The organism is Bradyrhizobium sp. B039 (assembly GCF_038965675.1).
GTDB lineage: Bacteria > Pseudomonadota > Alphaproteobacteria > Rhizobiales > Xanthobacteraceae > Bradyrhizobium > Bradyrhizobium diazoefficiens.
Genome location: NZ_CP152416.1, coordinates 2,566,320 through 2,591,834, shown reverse-complemented (window position 1 = coordinate 2,591,834; position 25,515 = coordinate 2,566,320). Strand labels below are relative to the sequence as shown.

The 25,515-nt window shown below is 65.8% G+C and carries 19 protein-coding genes; 7 read left to right on the top strand and 12 right to left on the bottom strand.

Translation table 11 applies throughout. The features are described from left to right. Nucleotides 1-98: 98 nt before the first annotated feature. The 5 genes from AAFG50_RS12270 to AAFG50_RS12250 all read left to right on the top strand — a co-directional run bounded on the left by AAFG50_RS12270 (nucleotide 99) and on the right by AAFG50_RS12250 (nucleotide 7,553). On the top strand, nucleotides 99-3,062 hold the full coding sequence (locus AAFG50_RS12270) for a patatin-like phospholipase family protein (protein WP_080668255.1): 2,964 nt from the start codon (nucleotides 99-101) through the stop codon (nucleotides 3,060-3,062). A gap of 198 nt (nucleotides 3,063-3,260) precedes the next feature. Beyond that, complete coding sequence (locus AAFG50_RS12265; protein WP_049832579.1) at nucleotides 3,261-3,518, top strand: DUF1127 domain-containing protein; 258 nt, start codon at nucleotides 3,261-3,263, stop codon at nucleotides 3,516-3,518. Between the two features lie 247 nt (nucleotides 3,519-3,765). Continuing rightward, nucleotides 3,766-5,013 (top strand): MFS transporter, encoded by a 1,248-nt coding sequence (locus AAFG50_RS12260; protein ID WP_028175545.1) that lies wholly within the window; start codon nucleotides 3,766-3,768, stop codon nucleotides 5,011-5,013. Nucleotides 5,014-5,129: 116 nt separating this feature from the next. After that, the gene (locus tag AAFG50_RS12255; RefSeq protein ID WP_028175546.1) at nucleotides 5,130-6,323 is read left to right on the top strand and encodes a M20/M25/M40 family metallo-hydrolase; all 1,194 of its coding nucleotides are present in this window, start codon (nucleotides 5,130-5,132) and stop codon (nucleotides 6,321-6,323) included. Between the two features lie 81 nt (nucleotides 6,324-6,404). Further along, nucleotides 6,405-7,553, top strand: coding sequence for an amidohydrolase (locus tag AAFG50_RS12250; protein ID WP_028175547.1), 1,149 nt, complete (start codon nucleotides 6,405-6,407; stop codon nucleotides 7,551-7,553). A gap of 44 nt (nucleotides 7,554-7,597) precedes the next feature. On the opposite strand, the gene AAFG50_RS12245 is transcribed toward AAFG50_RS12250, so the two are convergent. The 6 genes from AAFG50_RS12245 to AAFG50_RS12220 all read right to left on the bottom strand — a co-directional run bounded on the left by AAFG50_RS12245 (nucleotide 7,598) and on the right by AAFG50_RS12220 (nucleotide 14,635). Continuing rightward, a complete protein-coding gene (locus tag AAFG50_RS12245; protein WP_131234235.1) occupies nucleotides 7,598-7,876 on the bottom strand; it encodes a hypothetical protein in 279 nt (92 codons plus the stop codon). A 152-nt stretch (nucleotides 7,877-8,028) separates the two neighbouring features. Continuing rightward, the gene (locus AAFG50_RS12240) at nucleotides 8,029-10,524 is read right to left on the bottom strand and encodes a two-component system VirA-like sensor kinase (protein ID WP_028175548.1); all 2,496 of its coding nucleotides are present in this window, start codon (nucleotides 10,522-10,524) and stop codon (nucleotides 8,029-8,031) included. Further along, the gene (locus AAFG50_RS12235) at nucleotides 10,521-11,447 is read right to left on the bottom strand and encodes a cytochrome c peroxidase (RefSeq protein ID WP_039184016.1); all 927 of its coding nucleotides are present in this window, start codon (nucleotides 11,445-11,447) and stop codon (nucleotides 10,521-10,523) included. The genes AAFG50_RS12240 and AAFG50_RS12235 overlap by 4 nt, the downstream gene beginning before the upstream one ends. Before the next feature lie 235 nt (nucleotides 11,448-11,682). After that, on the bottom strand, nucleotides 11,683-12,297 hold the full coding sequence (locus AAFG50_RS12230) for a DUF1127 domain-containing protein (protein ID WP_028175550.1): 615 nt from the start codon (nucleotides 12,295-12,297) through the stop codon (nucleotides 11,683-11,685). Between the two features lie 212 nt (nucleotides 12,298-12,509). Continuing rightward, complete coding sequence (locus AAFG50_RS12225; RefSeq protein WP_011085479.1) at nucleotides 12,510-13,235, bottom strand: response regulator; 726 nt, start codon at nucleotides 13,233-13,235, stop codon at nucleotides 12,510-12,512. 449 nt (nucleotides 13,236-13,684) lie between these two features. Continuing rightward, nucleotides 13,685-14,635: a c-type cytochrome gene (locus AAFG50_RS12220; protein WP_028175551.1), complete on the bottom strand. Its 951-nt coding sequence runs from the start codon at nucleotides 14,633-14,635 to the stop codon at nucleotides 13,685-13,687. A gap of 362 nt (nucleotides 14,636-14,997) precedes the next feature. On the opposite strand from AAFG50_RS12220, the gene AAFG50_RS12215 reads away from it, so the two are divergent. Continuing rightward, nucleotides 14,998-16,350 (top strand): nucleotide disphospho-sugar-binding domain-containing protein, encoded by a 1,353-nt coding sequence (locus AAFG50_RS12215; RefSeq protein WP_028175552.1) that lies wholly within the window; start codon nucleotides 14,998-15,000, stop codon nucleotides 16,348-16,350. Nucleotides 16,351-16,438: 88 nt separating this feature from the next. Further along, the gene (locus tag AAFG50_RS12210) at nucleotides 16,439-17,689 is read left to right on the top strand and encodes a multidrug effflux MFS transporter (protein ID WP_028175553.1); all 1,251 of its coding nucleotides are present in this window, start codon (nucleotides 16,439-16,441) and stop codon (nucleotides 17,687-17,689) included. Nucleotides 17,690-17,733: 44 nt separating this feature from the next. Here the strand turns inward: AAFG50_RS12210 and mdlC are convergent, their stop codons facing one another. From mdlC to AAFG50_RS12180, 6 genes are all read right to left on the bottom strand, one after another. Beyond that, nucleotides 17,734-19,341 carry a benzoylformate decarboxylase gene (gene mdlC / locus AAFG50_RS12205; protein WP_080668256.1) on the bottom strand — a complete coding sequence of 536 codons (1,608 nt, stop codon included), beginning with the start codon at nucleotides 19,339-19,341 and terminating at the stop codon, nucleotides 17,734-17,736. A 40-nt stretch (nucleotides 19,342-19,381) separates the two neighbouring features. After that, a complete protein-coding gene (locus tag AAFG50_RS12200; protein ID WP_028175555.1) occupies nucleotides 19,382-20,830 on the bottom strand; it encodes an aldehyde dehydrogenase in 1,449 nt (482 codons plus the stop codon). A gap of 29 nt (nucleotides 20,831-20,859) precedes the next feature. Continuing rightward, nucleotides 20,860-22,185 (bottom strand): MFS transporter, encoded by a 1,326-nt coding sequence (locus tag AAFG50_RS12195; protein ID WP_011085472.1) that lies wholly within the window; start codon nucleotides 22,183-22,185, stop codon nucleotides 20,860-20,862. An 89-nt stretch (nucleotides 22,186-22,274) separates the two neighbouring features. Further along, nucleotides 22,275-23,984 carry an FAD-dependent oxidoreductase gene (locus AAFG50_RS12190; protein WP_028175556.1) on the bottom strand — a complete coding sequence of 570 codons (1,710 nt, stop codon included), beginning with the start codon at nucleotides 23,982-23,984 and terminating at the stop codon, nucleotides 22,275-22,277. A gap of 46 nt (nucleotides 23,985-24,030) precedes the next feature. Then, a complete protein-coding gene (locus AAFG50_RS12185) occupies nucleotides 24,031-24,498 on the bottom strand; it encodes a MarR family transcriptional regulator (protein WP_028175557.1) in 468 nt (155 codons plus the stop codon). Between the two features lie 45 nt (nucleotides 24,499-24,543). Further along, on the bottom strand, nucleotides 24,544-25,467 hold the full coding sequence (locus AAFG50_RS12180) for a LysR family transcriptional regulator (RefSeq protein ID WP_028175558.1): 924 nt from the start codon (nucleotides 25,465-25,467) through the stop codon (nucleotides 24,544-24,546). Nucleotides 25,468-25,515: the final 48 nt, after the last annotated feature.

Sequence of the window (25,515 nt, the reverse complement as noted above, 5' to 3'; positions counted from 1 at the left end):
GGTCAAGCCTACGCTCGGCCCGCCGACCAGAACTGACCCAGCGGAGACACTGAACAGGCCGCTTGGGCCGATCTCAGTGAAACAGGGGGAGAGGCGTCATGGGGGCATTGAACCTTTCACAGGTCCTTTGGGAGGAGCGGCGGGCGCTCGCGGGCGTCCCGCTGGAATTCGCACCAAAAGATCCCGACATCTCGCCGACACCAGCGCAGCCGGCATCCGGCGCTTCGCAGACACCAACCCAACCGCCGTCCGTGACATCGCCGCAACCTGCGCAGCAGCCCTCCCAAACACTGCCCAGACCATCGCCGACGGACCCGGTCCCGGGAAAACTCCTCGACGTCTACCAGGCGTTGAACGCGGACGACCGATGGGCCCTCTGCCTTTCCGGCGGAGGAATCCGCAGCGCGGCGTTTGCGCTCGGCATCCTGCAACGGCTTGCGGCCCTGGAGGTCACGTCGAAGCGCCAGAGCGGGAAGACCGGCTCGGCTCTGACGGAGTTCGAGTATTTGTCGACCGTGTCGGGCGGCGGTTATATCGGCAGTTGGCTATCAGCCTGGCTCCATCAGGAGCGCGAGCGGCGCTCCAGTCCAGGCACGGTGGTTTCGGCGCTCAATCGGCGAGACAGCGTCGGTCAACTCGGTGATCATGAAGAAGCCGAGCCGGTTTCCAACCTCCGGCGCAACTCGCACTTTCTCGCCCCCAGCTTTTCGCCGATTTCTCCCGACCTGTGGAGCGACGTTGCCGGTGTCCTGCGCAACCTGTTCCTGAACTGGGTCCTGCTCGTTCCTCCGATGATCCTTGCGGTGCTCATCACCAACGCACTCTACTTTGCGGTCATCGATGCCGACAGCATCAGACGCGAGAATACGTCGGCTTGGTTCCTGGTTGTCATGTTCATACCAACCCTCTGCTTTCTGGCGTCCTTGTCGTTCTCCGTCGCGAACCGTCCCGGCCGCGGATGCATCAATGTCTCGCAACCCCGGTTTCTCGTTTGCGATCTCATGCCCTTCCTTGTCGGTGCTGCATTGCTGGTTTTCGTGTTGCGAAGCCAATACGGTCTGTCGATGCTCACGGACGTGACCACGGCCGTCGGGTTCAAAGTCGACAAGCAGGTCGAAAAAGCTCAATTTTACCCCGTCGTGGTGCTTCGCGGCGCCATCCTTGGCGTTCTATTCTTTCTTGCCTCCTGGGTGCTGGCGCGCCTGTGGACCCTGGTCTTTGGAAAGTCGGCCCGCCCACCGCTCGCGGCTCGTCCCAAGCATCCATGGATCGATCTCTTCGCCTGGTGCGTCGCCGGCGCCGCTTTTGGCGTGCTGGGTGCCGCGGGACTGGTCTTGCTTTGGCATTACGGCCCATCGGGTTCCGTTGCCACGACGGCGGGTTTTGCCTGCGTCCTCGGCCTGCCCTGGATCGTCATGGCGCGGATCGTCGCCGACGTGATCTACATCTCGTTTGCCGAATTCCTGTCCGAGGTGGACGTCGGGCTCGAATTCCAGGCGCGGTCGAGCGGACTCTTCACGCTGGCCTATCTCGGCTGGCTGCTGTGGTTCGGGCTCGTGCTTGGCACGCCACCGGCCGCAAGATGGATCGAGAGTCAGCTTGGCAGCGCGTTCGTCCCCTCGCTTGCGACCGGGGGAGGTCTTTCAGGCCTGCTTTCCGTCATCCTGGGAGCGAGCTCGAAGACCAGGGCCGCCGCCGAGCAGGCGTCGGGCGTTCGCCAATATCTCGGGCTCAACACGATTGCGGCGATCGCGGCGGGAATTTTCGCGTCGGTCCTGGTCGCTCTACTGTCCATCGCCTGGGACAGGGCGTTCGCACTCGCGGCTGGCGCCGATCATCTGCCCTGGAAAGTCGTGCTCATAGCCGGCGTCGCGCTTGGAGCACTGATCTATGCAGCCTCGCATGTCCTCAGCATCAACCGCTACTCGCTCCACAGCCTCTACCGGAACCGACTGGTTCGTGCCTTTCTCGGTGCGTCGCGCAAAGAGAAGGACCGCGACAAGACCAAGAACGCCTTTACGGATTTCGACGGCCGCGACAGCCCGTATCTGCATGAGCTCTGGGAGCATGGCGTTGCACCGACGGGGGCCAATTGGAAGCCGTTCCACGTCATCGGCGCGGCACTCAACCTCGTGTCGTCGAGAAATCTGGCATGGCAAGAACGGATGGCGGCGCCCTTCACGTTCTCGCCGCTCCATTGCGGCAGCGGCAGCGCCGTATTTTCGGACGGTGCATACCGGACGACCTACGCGACGACCAAGCAGCCCCGGCCCTACGGCGGAATGCTCACCCTTGGGACCGCCATGGCGATTTCAGGCGCGGCCGTCAGTCCGAGCATGGGCTACAACTCGTCGCCGGGCGTCGCTTTCCTGATGGCGCTGTTCAACGTGCGCCTTGGCTGGTGGCTGGCCAACCCGCGCGGCGACAATGCCTACTACGCGGAGGTCAAGCCGACAGATGCGCTCCGGCCGTTCTTCATGGAGATGTTCGGCCTGACCAGCGAGACCGAGCGCTGGGTCTACCTGACTGACGGCGGGCACTTCGAGAATCTCGGCCTCTACGAGATGGTCCGCCGGCGCTGCCGCGTGATCGTTGTCAGCGACGCCGGCTGCGACCCCGATTATTCGTTCGAGGATCTCGGCAACGCGCTGCGCAAGATCTGGATCGATCTCGGCGTACGCATCGACCTGCGTGGCCTCGACCTGCTCAAGAAGCGCTTCACGGAACGTCCAAGCCCTGCAACGAAAGCGCCTTATTGGGCGGTCGGCGATATTCTCTATGGCGAGGCCGACGGCGGCACGTCGCAAAATGGGCTGCTGCTGTACTTCAAGTCGGGCCTGCACGGCACGGAGCCCATGGGCGTCCTGAGCTACGCGATATCCCACCCGACCTTTCCGCACGAGACGACGCTGAATCAATTCTTCACGGAGTCGCAATTCGAGAGCTACCGCATGCTCGGCTACGAGATCGCGGAAAGCGCATTCGAAGCCGGAGGCGGTCTTTCGACCGGCGCGTCCACCAAGGCGCCGCCGACTTTCGTCTCGATCATCAAGAACCTCTAGGACCGGATCGCAAGGTCACAATCCGGAATAAGGGGCCTGCCCTTCCCCAACCGCTGCTGCGGATGACTGAGTTCATATTCACTGACTATCGCTTGAGCACCCACGGAGCGTGTGATACATAGATCGCTCGGGACATTGACAACCGCCCGATGAGCTCCCGCAGCCAAGTGTTGTTTCGCTCCAATATGGAGGTGAAACATGTCTTGCGGCAGCACTACTTCCAATTCCGCTTACATCATCAACCCGCCCTCACTGCCTCTTCCCGACCTGCGATGGTGGAAGCTTCCACTTGTGTGGCTGGCTGGAATGGCGTGCGCGTGGGAACGACGGCGCCAGTACGGGGAACTTCTCGAACTCGATGATCGGCTGCTCGCCGACATGGGCCTATCGAGGAACACTGTTGAAGAGGTGCGCAGGTCTCCGTTGTATCTCGAAGCGTGGCACCACAGCCTATAAGGGGCCAAGGTCCCGAGGTGGCGTCACAAGCGCCTGACAGCGACGACTAAGCTCGTTGGATGGGCCGAGCTCTTCGCGAGACTCATCTTCGTTGCAAACGGGTTGAGGGGTTTCGTGTTGCTCGACCCACCCGACGAGCTGAAAGTTCGGACGCCACAATCGCGAATAGCCGGGCCTGCCCTTCCCCCATTGGCACCGTCCCCTCGATCATGTACCCCAGCCAAAACCTTCACGGGACGGGACACTCATGGGGACCGCAGCCACTGACGAGGCGGGAAGCGCCACCCGCGCGCTGATCTTCGCGCTGGTCGCGCTCGCCTGCGGTCATATGCTTTCGACCTTGCTGCGCACCATTCCGGCCATCAGCCTCGACCTGATGGCGGCGGACTTCAATATCGAGCCGCAGGCGCTGGCGAGCCTGACCTCGGTCTATCATTTTGCCTTTGCCGCCGCGCAGATTCCGGTCGGCGCGGCGATGGATCGCTTCGGCGTGCGGCCGGTGTCGCTCGCCCTGCTCGCGGGAACCGTGTTCGGCGCGGTCGCGTCGGGCTTTGCGACAGGCCCCGAGAGCTTTGCGGTCGGCCAGCTCATGCTCGGCGTCGCCACCTCGGGCATGCTGATGTGCCCGATGACGCTCGCGGCCAAGCAATTGTCGGCGGCGCGATTTGGACTGTGGTCGGGCGCGATCCTCTCGATCGGCAATATCGGCATGCTGCTGTCGTCGAGCCCGCTCGCCTTCGTGGTCGACACCTGGGGCTGGCGTGCCGGGTTCTGGGTCTCCGCAGCTGGCGGCGTCGTGGTGGCGCTCGCAGTGTTCGCGCTGGTGCCGAACCAGCCGGCCGAGCACAAGGACCATTCATCGCCGATGGCGCAGATGATCGAGGTGCTCAGGCTAGGCCTGTCGCGGCCGCTGCGCGGCCTGATCGCGCTGGCGCTGGTGTCGCTGGCGAGTTCGCTGGTGCTGCGCGGCCTGTGGGGCGGACCATGGCTGATGGAGATCAAGGGACTGACGCGGGTCGAGGCCGGCAACCAGCTCGGTGCTTTCACGCTCGCGATGATCGTGGGGCCGCTTCTCATCGGCATGATCGACCGCAGGATCGGCCGCCGCCGCGAGCTGGTGGCCGGCACTCACGCGTGCGCGGCGCTGCTGCTTGCGCTGATGGCGTTGGGAGCCCCGCACTTTGCCGTTGCATGGCTGTTCGGCGTGACCGTCATGCCGCCGCACTACGATCTGGCACTGTTCGTGCTCATCGGGCTCTTCACCTCCGCCCAGCCGCTGCTGTTCGGCATGTCCAGGCAACTCGTCGACGCGCAGGTCGCGGGAAAGGCACTCGCTGCCGTCAATCTCGCCTTCTTTCTCGGCACCGCGCTGATGCAGTCCGTCACCGGCGCGGTGGCGGCGCTCGCGGGGCTGCCGGCCGTACTGCTGTTCATGGCGGCGGCGCTGGCGTTCGGCGTGCTGATCTTTTTGACTTATACGTCGCCGCGTTCGTAGGATGGGTAGAGCGCTTCGCGAAACCCATCATCTTCGCACACGGGTCGATGGGTTTCGCTTCGCTCTACCCATCCTACGAGCCTGCGCCGCTACCTGCATCAAGGGAATTCCAGTCCATGCCTGTCGACACCAAAGCCGCCACCGATCGCCTCATGCGCTTCCTCTCCGTCGAGGGCGTCACCGGACAGGAGGCGGCGATCGGGCGGGAGCTCACCGCCGCGCTGAAGCAGAGCGGCGTGCCGGCGAAGGCGATCCGGCTCGACGACGCCAACACCCGCATTCCGGTGCCGACCGAGACCGGCAACCTCATCGTCGACCTGCCCGGCCGCGGCGCGCTGCACAACCAGCCGCGCATCATGTTCATGACCCACATGGACACCGTGCCGCTGTGCGCCGGCGCCAAGCCGAAGAAATCGGGGCGCAAGATCGTCAACGAGGCGAAGACCGCGCTCGGCGGCGACAATCGCTGCGGATGCGGCGTGCTGGTGACGCTGGCCGCCGAACTCGAAAAGCAGAAGCTCGATCATCCGCCGATCACGCTGCTGTTCTGCGTGCGCGAGGAGAGCGGGCTCTATGGCGCGCGCCACGTCAAGCTCGACGAGCTCGGCTCGCCGGTGATGGCGTTCAACTACGACGGCGGCTCGGCCTCCAACGTGATCATCGGCGCGGTCGGGGCCGACCGCTGGACCGTCGAGATCTTCGGCCGCGCCTCGCATGCCGGCGTCGCGCCCGAGCGCGGCATCTCCTCGACCATGATCATGGCGCTCGCCCTTGCGGACGTGAAGGCCGGCGGCTGGTTCGGCAAGGTGGTGAAGGGCAAGCAGCAAGGGACGAGCAATATCGGCCCCGTCACCGGCGGCGAAGGGCGCCCCGCGGGCGATGCCACCAACGTCGTCACCGACTACGTGCATGTGCGCGGCGAAAGCCGCAGCCACGACGGAAAATTCTTCAAGGAGATCACGAAGGCCTACAAGGCCGCGTTCGAGAAGGCGGCCAATAAGGTGACGAATGCGCAAGGCAAGTCCGGCAAGGTCAAGTTCAAGGCCGAGACCGACTATTACCCGTTCCGCATGAAGGACAACCTCCCCGTCGTCAAACGCGCGGTCGAGGCGGTGTCCGCGGTCGGCGGCACCCCGAATGTCCGCGCCGCCAATGGCGGCCTCGATGCCAACTGGATGGTCCGCCACGGCATTCCGACCGTGACCTTCGGCGCCGGCCAGAACGAGGCGCACACGGTCGACGAATGGATCAATCTCGACGAATACGACCGCGCCTGCGCGCTGGCCGTGCAGCTTGCGACGATGCGGTGAGCATGTGAGCCTGCAGGATGGGTCGAGCGCAGCGAAATCCATCCTACGAACCTCCGCCAACCGACACGAGAGATCCGTATCTTGACACCCGAACTGCACCAGAAACTGACCGCGTGGCGCCGCCATTTGCATGCCCATCCCGAACTGTCGCTCCAGGAGAAGGCGACCGCGGCCTTCGTGCAGGACAGGCTCGCCGAGCTCGGCATTCCCTTCGAGGCCGGCATCGGCGGCCACGGCGTCGTCGCGACCTTGACGCGCGGTCACGCGCAGGGCCGCGTCGGCCTGCGCGCCGACATGGACGCGCTGCCGATCACCGAGGATACCGGCCTGCCCTACGCCTCGAAGACATCAGGCGTGATGCATGCCTGCGGCCATGACGGGCACACCGCCTCGCTGCTCGGCGCCGCGGCGCTGCTCGCCGCCGACACCAGCTGGAGCGGCACGGTCGATTTCATCTTCCAGCCGGCCGAGGAGGGCTATGGCGGCTCGCGCGCGATGGTCGGTGCCGGGCTGTTCGAGCGCTTCCCGATGGACCGGGTGTTCGGCTTCCACAACTGGCCGGGCCTTGCCGCCGGCACCATCGCGGTCCATGACGGCGTCGTCATGGCCTCCGGGGGACGCGTCACCATCACCATCGAGGGCCATGCCGGGCATGCCGGCATGCCGCATCTGACGCGCGATCCGGTCATGGCGGCCGGCCATCTCATCGTGGCGCTGCAGTCGATCGTGGCGCGCAGTGTCGATCCGCTCGACACCGCCGTGCTCTCGCTGTGCACGATCGAAGGCGGCACCGCGCCGAACCAGATCGCGGGCAAGGTCGCGATCCGCGGCACGCTGCGGTTTCATCGCGAGGCGGTGAAGGACGTCCTCCTCGCGCGGATCGGCGAGATCTGCGCCGGCGTCGCCACGAGCTTCGGCGTCAAGGTCACGCCCGAGATCGTCATGGGCGTCGGCGTCGTGGTCAACACGCCTGATGAGGCGGGCCTTGCGCGCGCCGCCGCGGAGAAGGTGCGGGCCGAGGTCAGGCGCGACCTTGCGCCCAGCATGGCCGGCGAGGATTTCGCCTTCTACCTCAAGCAGCGGCCCGGCGCGTTCGTCTGGATCGGCAACGGCGACTTGCGCGACGGCGCCGAGCTGCACGGCCCGCGCTACGATTTCAACGACGCGATCCTCCCGGTCGCATCGGGCTGGATGGCCGAGGTGGCCAAGACGGCGCTGGCGTCGAACTAGCACGCGGAGGCGGCGGGCCCTGTGCACGCCGCCATCCGGCATGATCAGCAGCCGCGGCAGATGATCAGCTTGCGGTCGATTTCGGCATCGAGCCGTCGCAGCTCGACGTCGACGGGCGTCGCCTGCACCGGCTCGGACAAATCACCGGGCCGCGGCTGCCGGTGCCCGATGGGGGCTTGCCGGAAAAGGTCTGCGAATTTTGTCGGTGGAGGATTGCCGGGCGAGGCGATCCGCGTGGGGGCGCTCCCTCCTGCCCTGAGACTCGAAACCGGCCAGAACAACAACGCAGCTGCGACGGTGGTCACGCCAAGTCTGATTGACATCATCTGTCTCCTATCGCGGTGACGCCTGCGCATTCGCAACTTGCGAACACGCGCCTGCGAAGAATAGGAGATCCCGGCTACCCGTCCATTTCGCCGGCGGTGATATCGCGTTACCACTGCAACCGCAGGCCCTGTCGTCGCGAGCCGGCGGGCTAGGCAGCCCCGGCGGCTCGCCGCAATCTTCCGCTCGTGGCCGACGAGACGAGGCTCCGCGCCAGCGCGCTGGCGAGCTCCGCCGACGCCAGCGGGTGATGGACGAGCTCGGTGATGCCGGATGTCTTGAGCGACGGCATCGCCAGGTCGCGCGTCGAGGGCGCAGCGAGGATGATCGGCAGGGCCGGCGCCGCATCATGCAACGCTGCCGCGAGATCGAGCGAGGAGCCGCCCGGCAGATGACACACCAACGCCGCGTCGAACCGGGCGTGCGCGGCCCGGCAGGCGGCGATCGCCTCCGCGAGCCCAGTGAAGCCGACGGGTTCATAACCCAGCGCTGCGAGGATTTCCTCATAGCGCAACAGGCGGCGGCGGTCGGTGTCGATGACGAGCACGGTTTCGCCGGCCCCAAGGAACGCCGGATCCGAGCCGTGTTGAGCGGGCTGCGGCTCGACTGGCTCGCCCGATGGCAGCCAGATGTCGAAGCGCGTGCCGGCATCCGGCCTGCTCTGCACGGCGACGGCGCCGCCATGCTGCTCGACAATCTCGCGAACCGTCGCGAGCCCGAGGCCGTTACCGTCCGGGCGGGTGGTGAAGAACGGCTCGAAGATCCGCTCCAGCGTCGCCTCGTCCATGCCCGGCCCGGGATCGGCGACCGAAATGACGGTGAAGCGGCCGGGACCGACCTCGCTCCGCCCGATCGACAGCGGCTTGGCGAGATCGTGCACCTTGATGCGGAGCTCGATACGGCCGGGCTCCTTCATCGCCTGCGCCGCGTTGTTGCACAGGTTCAGGATGACCTGCTGCAATTGGGCCGGCTCGCCCGTCACGATGGCAATGTCGGCCGTCTCGTCCACTTCGAATGTGACGTGCGAAGGCAGCGATGCGGCCAGCAGCGATCTGGTTTCGTCGACCAGGGTCCTGAGGCAAACGCGCTCCCGCCTGCCCTCGCCGCGGCGCCCGAAGCCGAGAATCTGTTCGACCAGCTCACGCGCCCGCTCGCCGGCCCGGCGGATTTCGGCGAGACTTGCGGCCGGCCGGCTTCCCGGCGCGACCCGCGCATCGGCCATTTCGGCATGGCCGAGAATGGCGCCGACGATGTTGTTGAAGTTATGGGCGATGCCGCTGGCAAAGGTCCCGATGGTCTCCATGCGACGCGCCTGTTGCAGGCTCGCCTGGAGGCGCTCCTTCTCCCCTTCGAGGCGGGCGCGCCGGATCGCGTTGCCGATGGCGTCAAAGGCCATGCGAAACAGCGAGACTTCGGACCAATATGTGAGCGCACCTCCGCGCACCGCATCGAAGCCGAGAATTCCATCGCGGCTTCCGTGGGCCGCCATGATGCACAGCCAGCCGCTCACACCCGCCTCGGTGAGCATCGCGTCATGGGGATGCGAGGCGTTCATCCTGGGGATATAGACGATGCCGTCTTCGCCGCCGTCCAATCGCGGTGCGAGGCTCAGCACCCGCTCCGGCCAGCCGGGCTCGAATGCGATGCCGTCGCGCGACCACCGATAGGTGTGCATCGTGGTGCCGACCACGCGGGCAAAATAGGCCCTGTCAGCGCCGATGCATCCGGCTAGCTGGCGAAGCGCCATCTCGACATCCGCATCGATTCCGTCGTTGCTCGAATTGATGAACAGCATCGAGATATTGGCGATCACGTGTTCGAATGCGGCGCGGCGGCGCAGCGCCATGGCCCGTTTGCGCAACAGCATTCCGAAATAGATGATGCCGGAGAGCAGCAGCAGCGAGGTTATATATTGGAGCAACCGCGTCTTGCGCGCCGAGGCGCGCGCGGCAAGCTGACGCTTCAGGATCACAGCCAGCATCGCATCCTGCTCGCGGTTGTTGGATTCGGCGACGAGCGTCTTCAGGATCGTGTCGATGTCAGGCAGAAGGTCGTGCAGCATCTGTCCGTGGAGCAGCAGCGCGTGGACCGAATCCGTCTCCGCCGGCGGCGCTTGAAGTTGCGCCAGCTCTTCCAGTCGGTCCTCGACCTGACGCGCTGCGGCATCCGACGTATCGAGCGTCAGGCGGAGCATGGCTGCCGCCAGCGCGGAGGCGGCCGTCACCACCGGCCGGGACTCCGATGCGGCCAATCTGTCGCTGAACAGGCCGAAATAGGCAAAGGAGTTCTGCAGCAACGCGTTCCTGCTCTTGAACCGTTCGATCAGGCTCTCCTGCCGGTCGGCACGCGCCGACAGAACATCGATCACCCTGGTTTGCTCGGCGTCGAGGCCTGCCGTGTCGCGCAGCCGCGTCAGGGCATCGTCATAGGCATTTACCATATGCACCAGCGCATCATAGTTGCGCGACAGGCCGGCACGCGCGGTGAGGACCTCCCTGGTCATCCCGCGTTCGAACCGGGTGAAATCCCCGAGCGCCCGAAGCTGGCTGTCATAACGCGCCGAGTTGATGTTCAGCCCGTGCAACAGCAACCAGGTGAGAAGCCCGAGCACGAACGCGACGCTGATCACGGCGGGCGCGGATTTCACGGCGAGCCTCCGACGGGCGCACCGCGATAGGTCCCGGTCAAGCTGTTGAGAAAGGCGACGAGCGCCTTGACCTGCTGGTCTGTCAGCGTCGCGTTCAACTGGGCCAGCGCCATCTTGCGAACCGCGTCATCGAGCGTCGGCGCGCTGCCGTCATGAAAATACGGCGCGGTCGTCGCGACGTTGCGCAGGCTCGGCACGCGCAGGATCCTGGGCTCGGGCGACGCGAGGGGATGGAATATGCCGTGCCGCTCGAACAGATTGCCGCCGACGTTGACGCCCTGATGGCAGGCGGAGCAACCCAGCGATTTGAACAGGCGGTATCCGTCCAGCTCGCCGGCCAAAAGGGCTGCGTCGTCGCCCTTCAGCCAGCGATCGAACCTGCTGCCCGGCGTGACCAGCGTGCGTTGAAAGCTCGCCAGCGCGTCGACGACATCGGCGCCTTCCGGACGGCGGCCATAGGCCGCGACGAAACGATCGCGCATGTCGGGATCGGCATCGAGCTTTGCGGCAACCTCCGCCGCGCTGCTGCCCATGGTGTGCTGGCTTTGCAGCGATGCCTCGATATCGGCCTCGAGGGTACGGAATTTTCCTTCCCAGCCGAAACGAAAGCTGAGCGTCGAATTGAAGACGGTGAGCGTGTTGAGCGCAAGCTCCGCCCCGTTGAGGCCGACATCGTGCCGCTTCTGGCTCGCGCCGTTCGTCGCGATATCGTGACAAGATTGGCAGGCGCGGGAATTGTCATGCGAGACCCGGCGATCGCCAAACAGCTTCTCGCCAAGGGCGACCTTGAGCGGGTCGGCGGCAGGGGCCGCGGGAATTGGCGTGATCGGCTCCCCGCGGTCAAGTGCGTGCGCCGACGGCGGCTGCGACGGCGCGGGCGTGACTTCTACGCAGCACAGCAGCACCGCGCAAATGGCGATCAAGCCACCCCGATAGCCGGCGCCTGGTCCGGCTCCGCGAAATCCAGTCAATCGTCGCACCGTCAGTGATATGGGGGCGGAAGCGAAAGCAACCGCGTCTATTCAAGGGCTTTTGATCGAGGCTCGATGATTTCGTGAATGCGGCGATCGCCGGATCCGGAAACGGAGGCCGCACCAGATCATCGAACGAGGCACGGCGCGAAACAGGCCCAGTCCGGCGAAGGCAAGGTAGAGCGCCTCAGCAATCATGACAGTACCTCACCATCCCCTCGATCTCCGACCGGCCGTGGATTCCGAGATCGCGCAATGTCCGGTCGTCGAGCTCCTTGAGAGCGGCAACAGCTCGTCTGATCTCGCGTTCCCGGCGCGCGTGCGACAGCAAGACCGTCAACGTCTCACCGGCCGAACGCAGCGGACTCCAGCGACGCTCCGGTTGCACCTCGAATCGCCGGGAGCGACCGAGCTCGACGACATTGCCGCTGCTCCCGGCCCCGTCGCTGCCGCGGCTCTGCACAGGTTCCGCCGGCTCGCTGGCCTTGGGCTGCGACTCCCAATCCCTCCGTGCCGCCAGTATTGCGTGAACCGGCATGGCCGCGGTCGGATGCAACGCGGCACCATAAAGGGCAAACCCTTCCATGAAGAAGGTCAGGACCGCCCACCAGAATGTGCTGAGCTCCTGGCCCGGCTGCGCAGCCGGCGGCGCCGAATCCGAACCGATGTCGGCGAGGCCCTGCCGCGCGGTGCCGCCAGAACCGAGACGGGCCATCCCGCGGCCATCGGACCAGCCTTGCCCATCGGGCTCCGTGTCATCCGGCCGGACAATACGGATGACACCGTGAGAATGCGTCTTCATCGTAAATCTCCCACACGCTGTTCGTGGGAGACTATGTGCCGGCCGGCTGTTACGCCGAGATCACCGCCACAGACAAAGGGGTTACAATTGCAATCCGGCGGCCGCCACATTGTTCGAACATGATCTCCGCGCAGACGCGTTCCGCGTTTGTCGCGAGGGGAAGACCGCCGCACACTTCGCGCTAACGTGACCCTTCGGGTCCGGATCTTGCCCTAGAACGGATCTACGGGAACCGCGAAGACATAGCCGACGCCGCGCTCGGTCTGAATGACGCGCGGCGCGCTCGGATCGACCTCCAGCTTGCGCCGCAGCCGCAACACTTGAACATCGATGCTGCGATCGAAAATGTCTTCGTGGATGCGGGTGGCCTGAAGCAGATGCTCGCGGGTCAGGGGTCGCTGCGGCGCCTCGAGGAAGGCCAGCAACAAGGCATACTCTCCCTTGCTGAGCGGTACCGGCGCTTCGCTGGGATCGATGAGCTTTCGGCCGCGGCGTTCCAGCTTCCAGCCGTTGAAGCGATAGCCGCCGCGCTCGGGATCCCGGGCGCGCGCGGCACGGCCCATCTCCTGCCGCCGCAACACCGCCCGGACGCGCGCCAGCAGCTCTCTCAAGGAGAACGGCTTGATGATGTAGTCGTCAGCGCCGAGCTCGAGCCCGACGATGCGATCGATCTCGTCGGGGCGGTGGCCGGTCGTGATGATGACAGGCACGTCGGAATGCGACCGGATTTCCCGCAGCAGGTCCAGGCCGTCTTCCTGACCGAGGCGAAGGTCGAGGATGATCAGACTGGGCTGACCGGCCTCGAGATAGTGGTACAGTTCAGACCGGTTGGACGCCGCCCTGGTGGGGACATTGTGCTCCTCCAGATATCTGATCACCATCTGCCGCAAGGTGGGATCGTCATCGACAACAACGATGTGGCCAACATCTGCAAGCATACTTCACTCTCAAAATCCGTCGTCACCAACCGGGTCACGTTCAAGATTCGCAATCACTCGGAATAATATGGGGGACAGCAAAAGCGTCGCCATGCGACGACAACGTTCATGACCACTTGATGATGCCGTAACCCGGTATTTCTGCGGCCAACTCCGCCGGATGTCGCAGACGTGAATAATTGTGATCCTAGCAAATGCTACTTTTGAGCGATTCCAATGCGCCGGCGTGCGAGATCGTTCGTCGGCGACGAGGTGACTGTTCGGCAGTGACGACGACTGCAGTGACGACGACTGCGCGAGCGATGGCGAGAAGACTGCCAACATTTTCCTGCGCGCGCGACGTCGACTTCACCTGCGCGTGAGCTTTTGCCGTTGCGCGCATCCGGCGTGCTAACGACAGTGGTGCAGCCGGGAAAGGCCAGCCGCAACAGATCGTTTGTCAGGATATGTCAGGAGCGCGGGAGACCCGCCAGGTACAGGTAGATCGCAGCGAGCTCGTCGTCGTCCATCCGCCCGATCGGCCGCCACGGCATTTGGTCGTCGAGCCGATGTCCGTTCGGATCGACACCCGTGCGCATGGTCGTGATGAACTGCGCCTGGCTCCAGTCTTTGACGATACCGAGGTCGGGTCCGAGCGGAGGCAATTGGCCGGGCACGCCACCGGAGAGATCCTTGCCATGACACTCACGGCAATCCTGATAGGACAGCAAGTACCTGCCGTAGCGCGCCGTCGGCCCCTTCGGCGGCGCGATGATCACACCGGTGAAGACCGGCTTTGCATCCGGCAACAGTCCGGCGCCCAGCATCGCAAGGCCCAGCACGCTGAAGCGATCCGGTGGATCCGGGGTCTCCTCACCACTCGCGGGCAAGGCGCGGATGTAGGCGATCACGGCCTTGGTGTCGTCGTCGCTCAGCCGGCCGGCATTGGTAAAGGACATGATCGCGAGCCATCGCCCCCGCGCATCGACGCCATTGCGAATGGCGCGAAAGATCTCGCCGTCGGACCAATGCTTCAGGACCCCGGCGGGAGTCAAATTGGCGGGCACGAACGAGCCGATCGGAAGCGGAAGATCCTCGCCGACGTCGCCGCCACCCGACAGCACGCCGCTTTTCGAGTGACACCCGGCGCAAAAGCCGTCGGCGACCGCCCTGCCGCGGGCAATGCGTTCCGGTGTCGCCTCGACCTTGAGATCGGGGGCCGGCGCGGAGCGCGCGTGCTGCTTGACGATGCCCGCTGCGGTCAACGCGCTCACGCCGGATAGCGGGACGATAAGCGCCGCCGCCAGCACCACGCCACCCCACTTCACCAGCGGATTCTGTGCCCGCAGGGCGCAAGCACCCGACCAGACCAGGAGCACGATGAAAGCAACCATCGCAATCAGGGCGACAATATTCTGCATGACGTTTTCCTCAACGAATTCTGCGTGGTCAAGACCGCGCGCTATCTCGGTCGTCAATAATCGGCTTCGGCCAAAATCGCCGCCGAATGTCGCGGCGCGCCAAACGGCGCTCTGCCGGGTTACGAGCGCGGCATTACCGCTCCGTTTCACGGCCGGCCGCTCGCGTTACAACCGTAGTCCTCGCGCGACGGTACCATCTTCGCCGGCACGTCGGCCTTGGCCGCGCCACGGTGCGTTGCCGACGTAACCATTTGGTGGCCATCGGAAGCCTTGGTGTAACCGCGATCCCTTCAATTCCCTCTTGCTCACGAGAGCGGCCGCCCGGTGGCGACCGTACATCGATCATCAAGAGGTCATCTCCCATGAAGATTCTTATCGCTTCGACGCCTGCGACGGGTCATCTCAATCCGATGCTGGCAATCACGCAGATCCTGGTCGCCGAGGGTCATGAGATTGCTCTCATGACCGGCTCCGCCTTTCGCGCCCGCGTCGAGGCCAGCGGCGTCAAGTTCTTTCCCCTTCCCGAGGGCGCGGACTTCGATCCGAACGACGTCTTCTCGCGGGTCCCCGAACTCAAGACCATCCCGCCGGGGCTGGAGTGGTTCCGCGTGGCCTGCGAGCGCATCTTCGTCGACGCCATTCCGGCCCAGCACCAGGGGCTGCTGCAGGCGTTGCAGCAATTCCCGGCCGATATCATCGTCGGCGACGACATGCTGTTCGGCGTGCTCCCGATGCTGCTCGGACCGCGCTCGCAGCGGCCCCCCATCGCGCTCTGCGGCACCTCGTTCCTGCATTGGGCGCGTGAGGACGGTGCGCCGAACTTCCTCGGCTTGCCGCCGGCACGGACCGACGACGAACGCGATCATTATGCGGCCATGGCGCGGGACTTCGATGCGGCGGTCGATCAGCCGGTGTCACTGCGCCTGAACCGGACCCTGAAGGGCCTCGGCGTCGGACCGATAGCAATGCCGCTTTTCCATTCCGTGGTCGCTCTCGGCGACGCCTATCTGCAATTGTCGGTGCCGAGTTTCGAATTTCCGCGCGAGATCCCGTCCTCCGTGCATTTCGTCGGTACGCCTCCGATCATTGCCAACCAGGTCCCACCGCCGTCATGGGCCGAGGAGCTCGATGGTACACGCAAGATCGTTCTGGTGACGCAGGGAACGGTGGCCAACCACAATTTCAACCTGCTGGTCGCCCCGACACTGGCGGCGCTGGCCGACGAGCCCGACATCATGGTGATCGCGACCGCAGGCGGCCGCCCGGTGGACGCCATTCCCGGCAAGGTCCCGTCGAACGCACGCATCGCGAGCTACCTGCCATTCGAATGGCTGCTGCCGAACGTCGACGTGCTCGTCACCAATGGCGGCTATGGCAGCGTCAATCAGGCCCTGAGCTTCGGCATCCCGCTGGTCACCGCGGGACTGACCGAGGACAAGGCCGACGTCAACGCGCGGGTCGCATGGTCCGGCGTCGGCATCAACCTTGCGACCAACGAGCCGACTCCGCAGGCCTTGCGCGAGGCGGTGCGGACGGTGCTCGACCAACCGCGCTATCAATTCCGCGCAACGCAGATCGCGGACGAGTTCGCCGAGATCGACACGCGGACGGAAATTCTCCGGGTCATCGGCGAGCTCGTGACCGACGAGACGGAAGTGTCACGCCTGCGCGCAATCGCAGCGAGCCAGGGACGGCGCTCCGGCCGGCGCGCCTGATCGCACGTCTGAACGAAGCGATGGAGGGCGGAGCGACCGCGCTCTGTCGCTCCGTAGAAGTTCGTCACATATCACCGGATGCTCGCCCATGCGAATCGAACCAGACACCTTTGCTTTCACGCTGCTGCTCGGCCTTCTTGCGGCCGTGCCGTATTCCGGCATCGACATCAACCTGCCGGCACTGGCCGCCACCGGCGCCACCCTGGGCGTGAGCGCGTCGGATGTCGGGTTGACGATGAGCGCCTTCATGCTCAGCCTCGCCACCGCGCCGCTGATCTACGGACCCGTCTCGGACCGCCTTGGCCGCAAGCCTGTTCTGGGCTTCGGCCTCGCGCTGTTCGTCGCCGCCAGCATCAGTTGTGCGTTTGCCTCCTCGCTGCCGGTTCTGCTGCTGGGCCGTTTCGTTCAAGGCATCGGCGCCGCCGCGACCGCCACGACCTTTGCCATCATCCGCGATCTCTTCGACGGCGACGCCGCGCGAAGCAAGATCGGCAACATCATGGTCGCGGTCAACGTCGCGACCGTGATCGCGCCGACGGCGGGCGCGGCGCTGCTGGCGGTTGCCGGCTGGCGGTCGATCTATGCGGTCCAGGCCGCGATAGGTTTCATGCTGCTGGTGGTGGTGATGTTTCGCTTCGCCGAAACGGCGGCGATCGCGCCGTCCGGGCGCCTGGTGCCGTCCGCCGTGATCGACAGCTATCGCCGGGTGCTGACGCATCCGGTTTCGTTCGCCTACATCCTGGTCGGCGCCGCGGGCGGCGCGACGGTGTTTGCCTACGTCACCGGCGCCTCGCTGTTCTTCGTCGGCGCCGTCGGGCTCTCGCCCGAGCAATACGGCCTGATCTTCAGCGCCTGCTCGGCATCCGTGATGGGCGGTGCCTTGCTCGACGGGCAGCTCGGCCGGCGCGGGATATCCTCAAGCCACATGCTCGCAATCGGGCTGGCGCTGTCGGCGGCGGCGAGCGTCGTGCTGCTCGGGATGACACTGACCGGCTGGATGCCCACGGCGCTTGTCGTCGCGCTGCTGATGGCGGTGGCACTCGGCTTCGGGCTCAGCGTGCCGAACGTGATGAGCGCGACGATGCAGCACCTCCCCGAGATCGCCGGCGCCGTCAGCGCGGCTGCCGGGAGCATTCAACTGATCGCCGGCGCCATATCGAGCGGGCTGGTGGCGGTTCGCTTCGACGGACGGACTGCGCTCTCGATGACGGCGGTCATGGCAGCGTCGTCGCTCCTCGCCCTGGTCCTGTATTGTCTGGTCGCGCGTTCCGCCGACCGTCGTTTGCGATCGCAGGCGATCGATGCCGGCGAAGCGATCCGCAGCTCCACAAGCTCTTAAGGTTCGCGCGACGCCCCGCAGGGCGGCTTCATCGCCCAACAAATCTAGCGCGGATGGCTGAACAGGTCCGTCGTGGCGTCGTCGACGGCGATGTCGACCAGCGCGGGGCCGCTCGAGGCCAATGCTTCGGTGAGACAGCGGTCGAGATCGGCGACGCCGGTTATGCGCCCGCCCGGGCAACCGAGCCCCTTGGCGAGCGCAACGAAGTCAAGCCCGGGCAGGTCGATTCCAGGCGGGCGATGCGCCTGCATCAGCTGGCTGAAGGCCCGCATCGCCCCATAGCCGGAATTGTTCATGATCACGAAAGTGATCGGCAGGCGGCGCTGCGCCGCAGTCCAGATCGCCTGGATGCAGTACATCGCGGACCCATCGCCGATCAGGGCGACGATGCGACGGCCCGGCCGCGCCAGCGCCACGCCGATGGAGGCCGGCAGGCTGTAGCCGAGCCCGCCGCTCGCCATGGTGTAGAAGCTGTCCGCGCCCGGCCGCGGCAGGAACTGCTGGATGGCGGGACGATGCGACGGCGCCTCCTCGACCACGATCGCATCGCGCGGCATCAGCGCCGACAGCCGGCTCAGCGCATAGGCCGGAGGAATCGGATTTTGCGCGGCGGGAGCGGCAGGCCGGGTCCGCGCGGCCGGCCCCTCGCGCTTGGCGATGTCGGGCAGCGCCGAACGAAGCGCGACGAGCGCCTTCGGGAGCGTGCTGATGATGGTGTCACCGACCGCCGCGGCCGCGGCCTCGGCCGGATCGTCGGTGATCTGCCAGACCGGCGTTCCGTCGTCGAGCAATTCGCATTGTCCTTCGACGTGGAAGGTGAACACCGGCGCTCCGACCACGACGATCAGATCGACGCCGCGCAAGGCGCGCGCGAGCCCTCCGGGCGCTGCCGGAAGGAAGCCTGCGAATTGCGGATGCAATTCCGGAAAGCTCGAACGGCTCGACATCGGGCTTGCCCAAACCGCCGCCCTCGCCTGTTCGGCGACCGCGACCATGGCATCGACGCAGCCGTTGCGATCGATCTCGGGTCCGACGACAAAGGCAGGCTTGCTGGCCGCTGCGATGGCTGCGCCGAGCCGGACGATCGCCGCCGGATCGGGCGCAAACTCCGTTGCGATGTGGCGCACCGGCGGCGCGACGGCCGCCCGCGCCCAATCATCCGACGGCACCGACACGAATGTCGGGCCACGCGGATGCTGCATGGCGGTGAGGAAGGCCTGTGCAATGGCCGCGGGCACATCTTCCGCCCGCGCAGGTTCCGAACTCCACTTCACATAGGGCCTCGGAAACTGCTCGGCATCCTCCGCGAAGAGATAAGGCCGCATCCGCAGCAGGCTGCGCGCCTGCTGGCCCGCCGTGACGACCATCGGCGTCTTGTTGCGGAACGCGGTGAAGAGATTGCCGAGGGCGTGGCCGAGCCCGGCCGCCGAGTGCAGGTTGACGAAGGCCGGACGCCCGGTCGCCTGCGCATAGCCGTCGGCCATGCCGACGACGCAGCCTTCCTGCAGGCCGAGCACGTAATCGATGTCGTCGGGCCAGTCGCCGAGAAAGGCGAGCTCGGTCGAGCCCGGATTGCCGAACACACGATCGACACCGAAGGAACGAAGCACGCCGAGGGTTGCTTCCCGGACCGTCAGGACTTTTGAGTTCATGGGTTGATTTCCCGGCATGCTTCGCCGTGTGGTGACGCGATCAGAAGGGATAGTGCTGAGGCTGGGTCTCGATCGTGATCCAGCGCAGATCGGTGAATTCGGCGATCCCGGCCTGACCGCCGAAACGGCCGTAGCCCGATCCCTTCACACCGCCAAACGGCATCTGCGCCTCGTCGTGCACGGTCGGTCCGTTGACGTGGCAAATGCCGCTTTCGATGCGCTGGGCCACCGTCAGCGCCCGCGCGACGTCGCGGCCGAACACGGCGGCCGAAAGACCGTACTCGGTATCGTTGGCGAGGCGGACCGCATCATCCACGCCGCGCGCGCGGATCACCGACACGACGGGACCAAAACTCTCCTCGCTGTAGATGCGCATGCCCGGGACGACGCGGTCGAGCACGGTCGCGGGCACGACCGTTCCGGCCCGCTCTCCACCCGCAAGCTTGACGGCGCCCCTGCCGATCGCGTCATCGATCAGCGCAACGACATGCCTGGCCGGCGCCTCGTCGATCATCGAACCGATCACCACCGGCCCGGAGCGCGGGTCGCCGGCCGGAAGCGCGCCGGCCTTCTTGGCAAGCTTAGCGACGAACTGATCGGCCACGCTCTCATCCACGATCACGCGCTCGGTCGACATGCAGACCTGGCCCTGGTTGATGAAGGCCCCGAACGCCACGGCGGCGACCGCGGCATCGAGGTCGGCATCGTCGAGCATGACCAGTGGCGCCTTGCCGCCGAGCTCGAGCAGCACCGGCTTGAGGTGGCGGCCGGCGAGCTCGGCGATGACGCGGCCGACGCGAGTCGAGCCGGTGAAATTGATCCGCCGCACCGCCGGATTGGCAATGAGACGTTCCACCACCGCCGGCGCATCGGCCGGCGCATTGGTCAATACGTTCACGACGCCGGGCGGAAATCCCGCGTCCCTGAACACCTCCCCGATCAGCCGGTGCGTTCCCGGACAGATCTCGGAGGCCTTGAGCACCACCGTGTTGCCGCAGGCGAGCGGCGTCGCCACGGCGCGAACGCCGAGAATGATCGGAGCGTTCCAGGGCGCGATGCCGAGGCACACGCCGGCCGGCTGGCGGACGGCCATCGCCAGACATCCCGGCTTGTCGGACGGGATCACCTCGCCCGCGACCTGCGTGGTCAGCGACGCCGCCTCGCGCAGCATGCCGGTTGCGAGCTTGACGTTGAAGGCCGACCAGACTTCGGTGGTGCCGATCTCGGCCATCATGATCCGGATGAAGGCATCGCGCTTGGCCTCGAGCGCATCGGCGGCCTTCAAGAGCAGGGCGCGCCGCGCGTTCGGGCCGAGTGCCGACCACGCGGCGAGCGCGGCGGACGCCGCCGCCACCGCCGCGTCGGCGTCGGAAACCGTCGCGGCGGCCGCGCGGCTCGCGACCTCCTGCGAGAGCGGATTGCGCCGCTCGAATACCTTGCCGGTCGAAGCGGCCTGATCCCGCCCGCTGATGAGAAGATTGACGTCCATGAGAACCTCCCTGATGTTTGTGGCTGGGCTCAGCCGAGCAGCCGCGATTTGCTGGTTTCGTGCGCGAAGCCGAGCGCGATCATCGCTGCCAGCGCGAGCGCGACGTAGTATCCTGTGATCGCGTAGGTGGAGCTCGTCTGCGCGAACAGGCTGGTGGCGACGAGCGGCGCGATGCCGCCGCCGAGCACCGTGCCGAGCTGCTTTCCGATCGACACGCCGGTGAAGCGGATGCGGGTCGGAAACAGCTCCGGGAAATAGCTCCCTTCGGTGCCGAACATCAGGGGATGGATTACGCCTGCAGCCAATATCACCGCACAGGTCACCAGCAGCGTGTCACGGCTCGCGATCGCACCGTAGAATGCAAACATCGAGATGGTTGCGAGCGCGACGCCGGCAAGGAACAGGCGTTTGCGTCCGATCCGGTCGGACCAGGCCCCGATCAGGGGCATGGCCACGAGCCCGACGAGATTGGCGAACAGCACGGCCCGCGTGATCACGTCCTTCGGAACGCCGAGCTGGCGCGTCGCAAACGAGATGGTGAAGATGGCCGTCAGGTAGAAGTAGGACGTCTGCGCCATCTCGGCGAAGAACACGATGAGGATCGGCCGCCAATGTCCCTTCACCGCCTCGACGACGGGCACGGTTTCAGCCGGCCTCGCCTCGCGGAAGGTCGCGCTCTCCTCGATGCGCAGGCGCATGTAGACGCCGAGCGCGACCAGCACCGCGCTGATCAGGAACGGAACGCGCCAGCCCCAGGACAGCAGATCCGCCTCCGGCAGCCGCGAGATCGCCAGCGCCGCGAACGAGGCCAGCACGACGCCGACGGGTCCCGCGGCCTGGATCACCGCGGCAGAGAAGCCGCGCCGGTTGCCGGGCGCCGTCTCGATTGCCATGAGGATCGCCGCGGTCGATTCCCCGCCGAGCGCAAAGCCCTGGAGGAAGCGCAGCACGACGAGCGCGATCGTCGCGGCCACGCCCGCGCTGGCGTAGGTCGGCAACAGTCCGATCGACATGGTCGCAAGTCCCATCATCAGCAGCGTGCACAGCAGGACGGATTTGCGGCCCAGGCGATCGCCGAAATGTCCGAACACGATGCCGCCGAGCGGACGCGCCAGAAATCCGACGGCGAACGTCGCGAAGACAGCGATGGTCGCCGTGAGCTGATCGAATTTCGGGAAGAACAACTGATCGAACACCAGCGGCGCGATCAGTCCGTAGATGAAGAAGTCGTACCATTCGATCGCCGTGCCGATGGTGCCGGCGATCAGAATGCGCCTGCGGCCGCTCGCCGTCTGCGCGGTAGCGGCAGCGGTGGCGGCATGTTCGTCGTAGTCCTCGAATGCTCCTGTGGTCACGTTTTCCTCCTCCGTTGTCGTTGCTTGTTGTTATTGCGTTTGTTGTTATTGCCGTGCGGCCACGGGTTGGATGTGGCCGCGGGAACAGATCAGCTTGCCAGCCGCGCGCCATCGCCCGCGCCGTGCCCGAGCGCGCGGGCAAGAACGCGTCCGATCGTCCCGGCCTGCGATGCGCTGCCGCGCCAGGCCACGATCTGGTCCGGACGGATCAGAGCGAGGTCCGCCTCGTAGAGATCACGCAGCGACTTCGGCAGCGTGACGAGCTTGACGTCGACGCCGAGCGCGCGGGCGGTCTCGCCGAGCGGAGCATGGCCGAACGTGACGTCGCCGAACTGGAGCAGCGTCCACTCGAAGCCGAACAGGTCGTACAAGGACACGCCGTCCTCCAGCCACGCATGCGGTGCGCGGCCGCCGGGACAGGCGCTCGGAACGTAGACATTCGCGGCATCCGGCGGCGGCTGGCTGCCGTCGGAGACGATGATCGGCGAACCGTCGTAACGTCCGCCGAAGGTGATGCCGGGGATGTTGAACTCGGCGCGGGCGTGCTGCTCGAGATAGACGCCCGCGATCCGCCGCGCCTCGCCGCCGGCGTCAGTGGCGTCCTCGATCTCCGGCGCGGGCGCGAACAGGCCGAGGGAGTCGGCGAAGCGGCGCGCATAGTCGGTGTTGCGAAGCGCCACCGGACGCCGCTCGACCTCGTAGCTGTCGAGCAGCGCGGCCGGGCTCACGCCCTTGACGACGCTTGCGAGCTTCCAGCCGAGATTGACCGCATCCTCGATCGCGGTGTTGTAGCCGAGGCCTCCAGTCGGCGTGAACAGATGCGCCGCATCGCCGCCAAGGAACACCCTGCCCCGCTGCATCGCATTCGCGACGAGCGCGTGGCCGGCGGTCCAGGTCAGGAACGACAACACCTCGCATGCGATCGGCGCGCCGCAGGCGCGCTGGAACGCCGCCTTGGCCTCGTTGGCCGTGATCGAGCTCTCGTCTTCGCCCGGCCGGAGCTGGGTGTGGAACGCGAATTCGTCGCGCCCGTTCACGGAGGCCATGAAGGCGCGGCGATCGCCGTTGAAGCAATTGTACATCCACGCCCTGGCATAGGGGATGCCGGCGTAGAACTCGGGTGAACGGAGATAGACCGCCAGCATGCGGCCGCCCATGAAGTCGCGCTGCGTCCCGGTTTCACCGCCATAGACGATGCCGAGCGATTGCCGGACCTGCGAGCGCGGCCCGTCGGCCCCGACCAGGAAGTCGGCCCGAACCTGAAAGCGGCTGTTATCATCGAGACATTCAATCTCGCCGACGACGCCGTCGTCGCTCTCGGCGTAGCCGATGAGGCGATGACCGTAGTTGAGCTGGATTCCGGGAAGCCGTTCGGCGTGCCGGCGCAGCACCGCCTCGACATATTTCTGCGAGACGCGATGCGGCAGCTCCGCGGCGCTCCAGGAGCCGGACAGGCCCTTGACGAGTTCGCTCGCGCGCGAGGACGACGGCAATGCAAACCGCGCCAGTTCATAGCCGGTGTAGCGGGTGAAATACGCGACGTCGGTCGGATAATCGGCCGGCAGGCCTTCGCGCCTGATCTCGTCGGCAAAACCCAGCCGCCGATAATGCTCCATCGAGCGCGCCTGCGTCGCATTGGCTTGCGGATTGAACGCCGTACCCGGCTTTTCATCGACCAGGATCGCGGACACGCCGCGGCGGCCGAGTTCGTTGGCCAGCATCAGCCCGCATGGGCCCCCGCCTACGATGAGCACGGCGGCCGTCAGACGTGTTTCCAAGGCGCTTCTCCCTACCAGCATTATCTTGCATGGTAAGGTTGCCTGACGATATCGTCAAGTAGCCTGACTATTCGGCGTCGTCGAGCGTGTCGAACTGCGCGCCATAGACCGCCAGTCCCTTCAAGATCGCCTCCATCGTGGCCTTGCCGAGCTCGGCGCGCATCTCCTGCTCGGCGATGTCGACGGCATCGCGGAACGCATCGAGCCATTTGCGTCCGGCCGGCGTGAACATGACGATGCGCGCGCGCCGGTCGGTCGGATCGGCGATGCGGTCCACCAATCCGAGCTCGGCGCATTGATCGACCAGCTCGCCCATCGCCTGCTTGCTCATCGACGCGCGGCGGGCGAGCTCCGTGAGCCGCGTCCCCTCCACGTCGAGATTGCGGGTGAGACTGACATGGGCGATGCGCGTCTCGTCATGCCCCCGCTCGCTCATCAATTCGAGCACGCGGCCTTCGAAACGTCGCACCGCGTTGTTGAGCAGGCGGCCGATATTGGCATGCCGCCACGCCGTCCCGGATGTCCTGGATTTCAATGGATATGCCTTCTCGGAAACAGTCGGGATTTCAATGTCTGTCACTTACTTCGCCGCGTCCATCCATATCCCCGGCTCCGAATGCTCGCGGATGTGGGTGACGAGGAAGTCGGAAAAGGCCCTGATCTTGGCCGGCAGCCCGGCACGGTTCTGGTAGGCGATGTTCATGGTGAGCAGAGGCAGCTCCCAATCCAGCAGGACCGGGACGAGACGGCCCGCCGCGATATCGCTCTGGACGATGTAGAGCGGCTGGATGAGGATGCCGAGACCCGCCAGCGCCGCGCCGCGGATGACCTGGCCGTCATTGCTGTCGAGCGTCGGCGTGATGCGCACCGTCTGCGCGCCATTGCCTTTGCGCAGGCGCAGCGAATAGGGATCGTTCGCAAGGTTGTAGACGAGCATGTTGTGGCGCGCGAGATCGGCGGGCTGTTCCAGCTCGCCTGCGCTTGCGAGATAGGAGGGCGCGGCTGCCAGCACGCGACGCATCTGGCCGATGCGGCGGACGATGATGTTCGAATCCGGCTCCTGCTCGCGCGTCCGGATCGCCACGTCGATGCCCGCCTCGATGAAGTCAGGATAGCGGTTGGCGGTGGTGATCTGCATGTTGAGCTTCGGATAGCGCGCGCGGAAGGCCGGCAGCATCGGCGCCAGATAGATCACCGCAAAGGACAGCGAGCTCGTCACCCGCAGCATGCCCTGCGGCGACAGCGCGCGATCGCTGACGATGTCCTCGGCTTCCGCCAGTTCGCTCAGCACCCGGCTGGACCGCTCCAGCAGCTCCTGCCCCGCCTCCGTCAGCCACAGGCGGCGCGTGTTGCGCTCGATCAGGCGAACGGCGAGGCGCTCCTCGAGCGCGCTGAGATGGCGGCTCGCGGCCGCGTTCGACATGCGCAAGGCCTCGGCGGCTTTGGACAGGCTGCCGAGCTCGGCCGTCTTGGCGAACACCTCAAGTTGGAGCAGGCGATCCATTTTTCCACTTTTAGGAAAAGAGACTTACAAATATTGGCCTTTATTTCC

What these genes read in the sequence shown, in the direction of transcription:
- AAFG50_RS12270 (WP_080668255.1), top strand. Translation starts at nt 99, where the DNA reads ATGGGGGCATTGAACCTTTCACAGGTCCTTTGGGAGGAGCGGCGGGCG.
- AAFG50_RS12265 (WP_049832579.1), top strand. Translation starts at nt 3,261, where the DNA reads ATGTCTTGCGGCAGCACTACTTCCAATTCCGCTTACATCATCAACCCG.
- AAFG50_RS12260 (WP_028175545.1), top strand. Translation starts at nt 3,766, where the DNA reads ATGGGGACCGCAGCCACTGACGAGGCGGGAAGCGCCACCCGCGCGCTG.
- AAFG50_RS12255 (WP_028175546.1), top strand. Translation starts at nt 5,130, where the DNA reads ATGCCTGTCGACACCAAAGCCGCCACCGATCGCCTCATGCGCTTCCTC.
- AAFG50_RS12245 (WP_131234235.1), bottom strand. Translation starts at nt 7,876, where the DNA reads ATGTCAATCAGACTTGGCGTGACCACCGTCGCAGCTGCGTTGTTGTTC.
- AAFG50_RS12230 (WP_028175550.1), bottom strand. Translation starts at nt 12,297, where the DNA reads ATGAAGACGCATTCTCACGGTGTCATCCGTATTGTCCGGCCGGATGAC.
- AAFG50_RS12225 (WP_011085479.1), bottom strand. Translation starts at nt 13,235, where the DNA reads ATGCTTGCAGATGTTGGCCACATCGTTGTTGTCGATGACGATCCCACC.
- AAFG50_RS12220 (WP_028175551.1), bottom strand. Translation starts at nt 14,635, where the DNA reads ATGCAGAATATTGTCGCCCTGATTGCGATGGTTGCTTTCATCGTGCTC.
- AAFG50_RS12215 (WP_028175552.1), top strand. Translation starts at nt 14,998, where the DNA reads ATGAAGATTCTTATCGCTTCGACGCCTGCGACGGGTCATCTCAATCCG.
- AAFG50_RS12210 (WP_028175553.1), top strand. Translation starts at nt 16,439, where the DNA reads ATGCGAATCGAACCAGACACCTTTGCTTTCACGCTGCTGCTCGGCCTT.
- mdlC (WP_080668256.1), bottom strand. Translation starts at nt 19,341, where the DNA reads ATGAACTCAAAAGTCCTGACGGTCCGGGAAGCAACCCTCGGCGTGCTT.
- AAFG50_RS12200 (WP_028175555.1), bottom strand. Translation starts at nt 20,830, where the DNA reads ATGGACGTCAATCTTCTCATCAGCGGGCGGGATCAGGCCGCTTCGACC.
- AAFG50_RS12190 (WP_028175556.1), bottom strand. Translation starts at nt 23,984, where the DNA reads ATGCTGGTAGGGAGAAGCGCCTTGGAAACACGTCTGACGGCCGCCGTG.
- AAFG50_RS12180 (WP_028175558.1), bottom strand. Translation starts at nt 25,467, where the DNA reads ATGGATCGCCTGCTCCAACTTGAGGTGTTCGCCAAGACGGCCGAGCTC.